6 protein-coding genes are annotated in these 9149 nt (G+C 60.1%); 4 read left to right on the top strand and 2 right to left on the bottom strand.

Translation table 11 applies throughout. From position 1 onward, the window contains the following. Window positions 1-13: 13 nt before the first annotated feature. On the bottom strand, window positions 14-1828 hold the full coding sequence (locus CBW22_RS19275; protein WP_088517554.1) for a glycoside hydrolase family 15 protein: 1815 nt from the start codon (window positions 1826-1828) through the stop codon (window positions 14-16). 73 nt (window positions 1829-1901) lie between these two features. Continuing rightward, the gene (locus CBW22_RS19280) at window positions 1902-2795 is read right to left on the bottom strand and encodes an SDR family oxidoreductase (protein WP_058770520.1); all 894 of its coding nucleotides are present in this window, start codon (window positions 2793-2795) and stop codon (window positions 1902-1904) included. A 303-nt stretch (window positions 2796-3098) separates the two neighbouring features. Between CBW22_RS19280 and fdhF the strand changes: the two genes are divergently transcribed. The 4 genes from fdhF to CBW22_RS19300 are packed head-to-tail and all read left to right on the top strand — an operon-like array spanning window position 3099 to window position 8875. Beyond that, window positions 3099-6071, top strand: a complete 2973-nt coding sequence (gene fdhF / locus CBW22_RS19285; protein WP_088517555.1) for a formate dehydrogenase subunit alpha — start codon at window positions 3099-3101, stop codon at window positions 6069-6071. Then, window positions 6071-6556: a hypothetical protein gene (locus CBW22_RS19290; RefSeq protein ID WP_088517556.1), complete on the top strand. Its 486-nt coding sequence runs from the start codon at window positions 6071-6073 to the stop codon at window positions 6554-6556. The genes fdhF and CBW22_RS19290 overlap by 1 nt, the downstream gene beginning before the upstream one ends. Beyond that, entirely contained in the window at window positions 6549-7919 is a 1371-nt protein-coding gene (locus CBW22_RS19295; RefSeq protein WP_088517557.1) for a cytochrome ubiquinol oxidase subunit I, read from the top strand. The genes CBW22_RS19290 and CBW22_RS19295 overlap by 8 nt, the downstream gene beginning before the upstream one ends. An 11-nt stretch (window positions 7920-7930) precedes the next feature. Then, window positions 7931-8875: a cytochrome d ubiquinol oxidase subunit II gene (locus tag CBW22_RS19300; protein ID WP_088517558.1), complete on the top strand. Its 945-nt coding sequence runs from the start codon at window positions 7931-7933 to the stop codon at window positions 8873-8875. Window positions 8876-9149: the final 274 nt, after the last annotated feature.

The raw sequence follows: 9149 nt of genomic DNA on the forward strand, positions 1-9149 counted from the left end.
CCGGCGGGGCATTTCAGCCATGATCGGTCAGCGCCTGTGCGGCGCAAATTAATGCCAGATGACTGAGGCCCTGCGGCATATTGCCGCGCCATTCGTCACTGCGCACATCAAACATTTCGTTGAAGGTTTCCACGTTGCCGCGCTGGCACAGTTTGCCGAGGATCTGCTGCATGGCGTTCTCGGCGCGCGTGCATTCTCCCAGCGCCGCCCAGGCTTCTACCAGCCAGAATGAGCAGGCGATAAAGGTGCTCTCTTCCTGTTCCGTGCCGCTGTAGCGATACAGCATGGCGCTACCGTGCCCCAGTTCCTGCTCAATGGCGCGGTAGGTGGCGCGCATGCGTGCCGGGTTAACCCGGTTGCCGTAGGCATGCACCAGCGCCAGCGCGGCATCCAGCCGGCCGTCGCTGTCGGGATAAAATTCATACGCCTGCTTCGCTTCGTTCCAGCAGTGCGCTTCAATCCAGCTGCTGATACGGTCGCGCTCGCGCTGCCAGCGTTTCAGCCACGTCGGTTCAATGTGGCGCGCTTCGGCCAGCGCCACGGCACGATCCAGCGCCAGCCAGCAGGCCATCTTTGAATGCGTATAGTGCTGCTGTTCCGGCAGTTCCCAGATGCCGCTGTCTTTCTGACGCCATAAATCGGCACAGTGGTTAGCCAGCGCGCCCAGCATGCGCGAGGTGGCTAAGTCCAGCACGTGCCCGGCGCGAATAAACAGCTCGGCGGTGGCAAGCATGTCGCCATACATACTGAGCTGCAGCTGGTCGCGCGCGTTGTTGCCCACGCGTACCGGCTGAGAATGGTGATAGCCACGCAGCGGCACAAAGCGTTCGGCAGGCACTTCGTTGCCCTCCAGCGTGTAGCAGGTGCGCAGCGCGGTACCGTGGCGAATGATGGTTTTCGACAGCCAGGAGAACGCAGCTTTACAATCTTCCAGCGCACCGAGAAAAACAAAGGCTTTGATGATCAGACAGGCATCGCGTACCCATGCATAGCGGTAGTCATAATTCTTTTCCCCGCCAATGCCTTCCGGCAGCGAGGTAGTGGCTGCCGCCGCCAGCGCGCCGGTGGGGGAATACCATAAAAATTTCAGCGACAGCGCCGAGCGGCGCACGTGCTCAGCAAAGCGCCCCTGATAGCTCAGGCTGCGGGTCCAGTCGCACCAGGCGGTATGGCTGGTTTCAATCCGGGTATCGATCGCCTCTAGCGGCGGCACCGCCAGCGGTTCGCGCTCGGTGACCAGCAACGCCACCAGCGATCGACTGTCCGCAGCCGTCCGCAGCGTAGCGCTGATTTGCTCATCGTCACGCTGTTCAATCTGCCAGTCCTCGCTGGTGCGCAGCATCGCCATCAGATCGCCGATATGGTACACGTCGCCTTGTTCGGTACTGTCCTGCCACGGCGAGCGGGTTTCGGCAACGGTGCCAAAGCGCAGCGTCAGGCGCAGGGTCACTTCGCCATCAACGCCTTCTACGCGCCGCGCCAGTTCACTCCACGGCAGACGGCCGGCCAGCGTGCTGTTCAGTGATTCGGTCAGTAGCACGCTGCCGTCATCGGTTAAAAAGCGGGTTTCCAGTACGTTACTGTCGGCGCGATAAGCGCGCTCGATGCGGTAAGGGACGTCAGGTTCAATCTGGAAAAAACCGCCAATCTCCGGGTCGAGCAGGCGGTCAAACAGCGGGGCTGAGTCGAGGTTGGGTGCGCACCACCAGTCAATAGCGCCGTCGGGCGCAATTAGCGCCACCGACCGGCCTTCACCGATGGCCGCGTAGTCGCCGAGACGGGCAAAGCCCTGGTCGCGCATCGGCGACTGCAGCGTTTGATTATTCATGGATCTTCCCTGTCAGCAGAAACGGCAACGTGGCCGCCGCGGCAGCCACGTAATCCGGATAAGCACCCGTATGTCAGAGGGTGCCGGTACCGCCATCAGAGCACCATACCTGGCCTGAGGTGAAGCTGTTGGTGGTCTCCGCAAAGGTCACATACAGCGGCGCGATTTCAGCCGGCTGGCCGGGGCGGCCCAGCGGCGCGCTGGCACCAAACTGCTCGACTTTCTCCTGCGGCTGGCCGCCGCACACCTGCAGCGCGGTCCAGTACGGTCCTGGCGCGACGGCATTGACGCGAATTTGCTGCTCGCCCAGCTGTTTCGCCAGCGCTTTGGTAAAGGCAGCGATAGCGGCTTTGGTTTGCGCGTAATCCAGCAGGATGGCGCTCGGTTCATACGCCTGAACCGACGAGGTATTAATAATGGATGATCCGGCAGGCAGATATTCCAGTGCCGCTTTGGTGATCCAGAACATCGCGTAAACATTGGTCTTAAAGGTGGCGTCAAAATCTTCCGTTGAGAGCGTGCGAATTGACTCATTAAATTGCTGGCGACCGGCGTTATTCACCAGAATATCCAGACCGTCGAGTTTTTCTGCTGCCTCTTTTACCAGCTGCTGGCAAAAAGATTCTGAGCGAATATCACCCGGAATAGCCACCGCTTTACGGCCTTCCGCTTCGATTAATTGCACCACTTCAGCGGCGTCCTGCTCCTCTTCCGGCAGGTAGTTGATTGCCACGTCAGCCCCTTCACGGGCATACGCAATGGCTACCGCGCGGCCAATGCCGGAGTCACCACCGGTAATCAGCGCCTTGCGCCCGGTTAAACGGCCAGTGCCGCGATAGCTGGTTTCACCGTGATCGGGACGGGGTTCCATCTTACTGGCTAATCCCGGAATGGGCTGATGCTGCTTTTTGAATGGCGGCTTTGGATATTCCTGGGTAATCAGCGTTTTGTTAGTAAATGAAGTCATACCTATCTCCTTGTACAGTGGAACGAGTAAATTAAGCCTGGCAGAGATGTGATATTTGTCACGTCAAAAAATAAGCAGTCGCGCTTTATTAAAGCGTGGCGGCAGTGGCTGAAATGATATTTTTAGTTACAAAATCACTAACGTAATGATTATTTTAGCGCTGCGTAAGCTGTGCGCATTATTAAGCGAATCGGCCTGCTTGCGGGATAAAAATTTGTTCCTAAGCTCTATGCATAACTTTACATAATAACCGGCGCTGGCCGGCCCGAATAATTATGAGCGATGGCTTAAACGAGGCGTTAAATGAGCGAAGCACAATGTACCATTATATTTAATGGTGAGCGCTTAAGCGGAACCGCAAATCAACCGTTAATTGATTTTCTGCAGGAGCAGGGAAAAAAACTGCCTCACGTCTGTTATCACCCGGCGCTGCCGCCGCTGCAAACCTGTGATGTCTGCTGGGTGGAGGTGGATGGCGAAGCCGTGCGCGGCTGCACGTTACGCAGCGCCGAGGGCTTGCGCGTGGTGAGTCAGAGTGCGGTACTGCAGGCGGCACAGCAGGAGGGCATGGACCGCATCCTTAATCGCCACGAACTCTACTGCACGGTGTGTGAGCACAACACCGGCGACTGCACGTTGCATAACACTGTCGCGGACATGCACATCCCGATTCAGTATTACCCCTACCAGCGCAAACCGGACAGCAAAGACCACAGTAATCCGTTTTACACCTACGATCCGGATCAGTGCATTCTGTGCGGACGCTGCGTGGAAGCCTGCCAGAATGTCGAGGTAAATGAGACGCTGTCGATTGATTACAGCGCCGATCACCCGCGCGTGCTGTGGGATGGCGGGACGCAGATTGCCGGTTCCAGCTGCGTCAGCTGCGGGCACTGCGTGACCGTCTGCCCGTGCAACGCGCTGCTGGAAAAAACCATGCAGCCCGACGCCGGACCCTTCACCGCGATGGATGAAGACCTGAAGCGGCCGCTGATTGATTTCGTCAAATCGCTGGAAAACAGCATCGGCATGGAGCCGATCACCGGAATTTCGCTGATCGATGATGCGCTGCGCAAAGCCGAAATTAAAAAAACCAAAACCGTCTGCACCTATTGCGGTGTCGGCTGCAGTTTTGAAGTCTGGACGCGCGATCGCCACATCCTCAAAATCCAGCCGGTGGCCGATGCGCCGGTTAACGGCATCTCAACCTGTGTCAAAGGCAAATTTGGCTGGGATTTTGTGAACAGCCCGAACCGGCTAACTACGCCGCTGATTCGAGAAAACGGCCAGTTCCGCCCGGCCAGCTGGGAAGAGGCGCTACAGCGCGTGGCCGACGGCCTGCGCGCGGTGGCGCACCAGCACGGCGGTAACGCCATTGGTTTTATTGGTTCCAGTAAAGCCAGCAATGAGGAAGCCTACCTGACGCAGAAGATCGCCCGTCTGATTTTCGGCACCAATAACGTGGACAACTCCTCGCGCTATTGCCAGAACCCGGCGACGGAAGGGCTGTTTCGCACCGTGGGCTACGGCGGCGATGCCGGTACGCTGCGCGATCTGCAGCAGACCGACCTGATCATCACCGTTGGCAGCAACCTGGCGGAAAACCACCCGGTTTTCGCGTCACATATCAAGCAGAGCCACAAACATCGCGGACAAAAGCTGCTGGTGGTCGATCCGCGCCGTCACGAAATGGCTGAGCGCGCCGACTGTTATCTGCGCATCCGTCCCGGTACCGACATGGTGTGGGCATCGGCGATGGCGCGCTACATGTTCGATCACGGTTATGCCGATGAAGAATTCCTGCGCACGCGCGTCAATCAGGTGGCGGAATATCGCGCGTCACTGGCGCCGTTTACGCTTGAGATGGCCAGTGAAATCACCGGTCTGAGCGTGGCGCAGTTGACCGAAGCCGCCGAGATGATCGGCAACGCGGGCAGCGCCTGCCTGCTGTGGGCGATGGGCATTACGCAGCACAGCCACGGTGCGGATACCAGCACTGCGCTCTCCAATCTGCTGCTGGTCACCGGCAACTACGGCCGCCCTGGCACCGGCGGTTACCCGATGCGCGGTCACAATAATGTGCAGGGCGCCAGCGATTTTGGCTGCTTAAGCAATGTCTATCCCGGCTACGAAAAAGTGACCGATGCGCAGGTGCGGGAAAAATGGGCGCGCGCCTGGGGCGTGGCACCGGAAGCGCTTTCCGATGAAGCCGGGCTGGATAACTTCATGATGGTGGAAGACGCGCATAAACAGCGGGTGCGCGCCATGTACATCATCGGCGAAGAGACCGCCTTTTCTGATGCGGACTCAACCAAAGTGCACGAAGCCTTTAGCCGGCTGGATTTCATGATGGTGCAGGACATCTTCATGAGCCGTACCGCGCAGTTTGCGGATGTGGTGCTGCCTGGTTGTCCGAGCCTGGAGAAAGAGGGCACCTTCGTGAATACCGAACGGCGCATTCAGCACTTCTCGCCTGCGTTTGCGCCGCTCGGCGACAGCCGGCCTGACTGGCAGATACTGACTGAGGTCGCCGCGCGTCTCGGCCATCACTGGCACTACCCAAATCCCGGCGCCATCATGGCAGAAGCTGCGGGTATCGCCGCGCTGTTTGCCGGGGTCAGCTATGAGAACCTCGTCGGCTGGCAGTCACAGCTGTGGCCGGTAAACGCCGACGGCAGCAGCACGCCGCTGCTGTATACCGAGGCGTTCGCCTTTCCTGATGGCAAAGCGCGTCTCTACCCGCTGGCGTGGCAGCCACCGATGGAAGCGCCCGATGCGCAGTACGACCTGCTGCTGAACAATGGCCGCATGCTGGAGCATTTCCAGTCGACCAATCAGACCGGGCAGGGCGGACGCATCAAATCGCTGTCGCCCAACTGGTTTGTTGAGATTTCGCCGCAGCTGGCGCAGGAGCGGCAATTACGGCAGGGCGACTGGGTGGAGCTGCGTTCGCGCCGGGGCAGCGTAGAGGTGCCGGTGGTGGTGACTGAACGGATGGCTGGCAATGTGTTGTTCATTCCTATCCACCACGGCAAACCGGGGGTGAACGGGCTGACCGGTGAACACCACGATCCCGACGTCAACACCCCGGCCTACAAAGAGATTGCGGTGACGATGCGTAAACTGGCGCATGCGCCACAGCCGCACCCGATTCCGCTACACAACTTCCGCCACGGTCAGCGCACGCCGCTGGATCATCTGCCCGTTGAACAAAAATGGCAGCAGCCTGAATACCGGCTGCCGCCTGAACACGTTTCGCATCCGGAGAAAAGCTAATGGCCGAACCGCTGCACTATCAACCCACTACGACGCGCACCGAACCCAGCGCGCAGGAGGCGCTGAACGAACTGCTGGAGAATCTGCATCAGCACGGCTTCCTGCGTCTGGCTAATGACATGGTAAAAGCCAACAATGACATCGGCAAAATCGTCGCCGCCGGGCTTAACCGGCCCGGCACGCAAAATGCGGTGCAGAACCTGTCGCTGCTGTTTATGACGCTCAGCACCGTACCGCCGGAGCGTTTCAACCATTTACTGCTGGCGCTGCGCGATGCCCTGCTGGCGATGAAGCCGGCCAGCGACACGGCGCAGCAGGAAAAAAGCGCGCCGGGCGTCAGCGGTGTGCTCAAACTGCTGAATGATGAGGCGCTGTGGCAGGGCATCCGGCCACTGCTGGCGGCGCTGGAAACCTTCGCGCGCGCCATGCAGGGTGACGAAGAGAAGCCGATAACCCGCTACAGCGGTAAGCCGAGCCGTGAGTAGCCAGGAGTGGGTGCTGCTGATCGCGCGCGGTCAGTTTGCCCTGACGATGGGCATGCACATTACCCTGGCAGCACTGACGCTGGGGCTGGCCCCGTTTCTGGTGTGGTTTGAAGCGCGCTGGCTATGGGGCAGGCGGCCGGAAGCGCATCAGGCGCTGCACTTCTGGATCAAGGTATTCGCGCTCACCGTGGCAATTGGCACGGTTTCCGGCGTGATCATGGAGTTTCAGTTCGGCACCCACTGGTCGGTGTTTGCCAGCAAAGCGGGCGGCATTATCGGTCCGCTGATGCTGTATGAAGTGCTGATCGCTTTTTTCCTCGAGTCGGCGCTGACCGGCGTGATGCTGTTTGGCATCGATCGGGTGAAACCCGGCGTGCATTTCGCCATTACCTGTCTGGTGACGCTCGGCGCGATTTTTAGCGCTTTCTGGATCCTCGCCGCTAACTCATGGATGCAAACGCCGCGCGGCTTTACGCTGAATGATGCGGGCCAGTTCACGCCGGACAGCGCCTGGAGTTTGCTTTCCGCGCCCTCATTTGGCTGGCGGCTGGCGCACATGCTGCTGGCCTCTTGGATCAGCGTGGCGTTTTTGCTGGGTGGCGTCGCGGCGTGGCGCCTGCTGCGTAATGCTGGCGAGGCCGCCAGCCGGCTGATGCTGCGCAGCGCGCTGACGGTGTCGCTGTGCATCCTGCCGCTGCAGATGGTGGTGGGCGATCTGCATGGCGAAAACACCCGTGACTATCAGCCCGCCAAACTGGCGGCGATCGAGGGCAGCTGGCAGCCGCCTGCGCCAGGGGAGGGCGAGCCGCTGCGGCTGTTTGCGCTGCCCGATCAGGCGCAGCAGCGGAATCACGCCGAGCTGGCGATCCCGGCTATCGGTTCGCTCTACCTGCGCCATAACCTCAACGGCCACATCAAAAGCCTGCGTGAATTCCCGCGCGACAGCCTGCCGCCGGTGCTGCCGGTGTTTTTTGCCTTTCGCCTGATGGTGGGCCTGGCGCTGCTGATGCTGCTGAGCAGCCTGGCGGGCAATGTGCAGCGCTGGCGCGGTCGCCTTGAGCAGTCGCGGCGCGTGCTGCGTCTGCTGGCGCTGATGTCACCGGCTGGCTTCATTGCGCTGCTGGCGGGCTGGGTGGTGACGGAGGTTGGCCGGCAGCCGTGGACGGTATACGGCATGCTGCGTACCGCCGACAGCCTGGCGCCAATGTCCCTCGGCAGCAGCGTCGCCATTTTCGTGTCGGTGGTGGTGATTTACGCACTGAGTTTTGCCTTTGGTCTGGGTTATCTGCTGCGCCACCTGGCGGCACCGCTGCCGGATCCGCAGGCGACGGCGGTAGCAGAAACCATACAGACGCCAGCCTGAGGAGGGTGAAGATGTTGGTCGAACTTTCTGCGGTGCTCCTGCTGTTTGCCCTGCTGATGTATCTGGCGCTGGATGGCACGGATAGCGGCGTGGGGATGCTGCTGTACAGTTTCGACCAGCCACAAGAACGGCAGTGGATGGTGCACAGCCTGCTGCCGCTGTGGGATGCCAATGAAACCTGGCTGGTGTTGCTGGCGGGCGGCATGCTTTCGCTGTTTCCGCCGCTGTACAGTCTGCTGTTACAAACCCTGAAGGTGCCGCTGTTTCTCTTCCTGCTGGCGCTGTTTTTGCGCGGGCTGGCGCTGGCGTATCGCGGTCAGTCTGGTGAGACCGGGCGACGCTGGCTGGACCGGCTGCTGATGGTCAGCTCGCTGCTGGCGGCGTTTCTGCCAGGCTGGATGAGCGGGTTGATGCTGGTTTCGCGTCCGCCCAGCGGGATTGTGATTGATTTTTCGCTGGTGCCGCTGCTGTGCGGCCTCGGGCTGGTGGCGGTTGATCTGCTGCTGGGCTGCTGCTGGCTGTGCTGGCGCATTGGCGAGCCGGTGGTAGAGCGGGCGCGGGCGCTGGCCATGCTGTGGTGGGTGGTGATGCTGGCCTGCTTTATTGCTGTGCTGCTGCTGGAGCCGGCGCTGTGGCAGCAGAGCTGGCAGCGCTGGCCGGGAAAAGTGTTGCTGAGCCTGTTGCCTGCACTGTGGCTGCTGCAACTGCTTACGCTGTGGCGGGAAGCGATGGTGGTGTTGCTGATGATCACGCTGGTGCAGACGGGCGTGGTGGTCGCGGCGCTGGCGTGCGGACTTTATCCGTGGTTGCTGCCGTGGCAGCTGGAGATGCACCAGCAGGCCTCCTCGCCGGTGACGCAGGGGTTCGTGGTGACGGGTTTGCTGATTGTGCTGCCGCTGACGCTGCTGTACCACAGCTGGGCGTTCTGGGTGTTTAAGCGCCAGCCGCAGGCATAAATAAGTGTTTATAACGGTATTATTCGCTGGCACGTTTCGTAGCGGCGTGCTTTATCACGCTGATCAAACCGCTGCGCCGCTGTGTTTTTGCGCAATAAATTGCGCCGCTACGATTGGTGCAGAATGTGATAACGGTACGGGTCGCTGGCACGTTTCGTAGCGGCGCGATTTATCACGCTGATCAAACTTCTGCGCCGCTGTGTTTTTGCGCAATAAATTGCGCCGCTACGATTGGTGCAGAATGTGATAACGGTACTGGTCGCTGGCACGCTTT

It is taken from the genome of Pantoea sp. VS1, from assembly GCF_002207995.1.
Classification (GTDB): Bacteria; Pseudomonadota; Gammaproteobacteria; order Enterobacterales; family Enterobacteriaceae; genus Pantoea; species Pantoea dispersa.

Excerpts from the sequence above, each read along its gene's own strand:
- CBW22_RS19300 (WP_088517558.1), top strand. The coding sequence starts at position 7,931 with ATGTTGGTCGAACTTTCTGCGGTGCTCCTGCTGTTTGCCCTGCTGATG.
- fdhF (WP_088517555.1), top strand. The coding sequence starts at position 3,099 with ATGAGCGAAGCACAATGTACCATTATATTTAATGGTGAGCGCTTAAGC.
- CBW22_RS19290 (WP_088517556.1), top strand. The coding sequence starts at position 6,071 with ATGGCCGAACCGCTGCACTATCAACCCACTACGACGCGCACCGAACCC.
- CBW22_RS19275 (WP_088517554.1), bottom strand. The coding sequence starts at position 1,828 with ATGAATAATCAAACGCTGCAGTCGCCGATGCGCGACCAGGGCTTTGCC.
- CBW22_RS19280 (WP_058770520.1), bottom strand. The coding sequence starts at position 2,795 with ATGACTTCATTTACTAACAAAACGCTGATTACCCAGGAATATCCAAAG.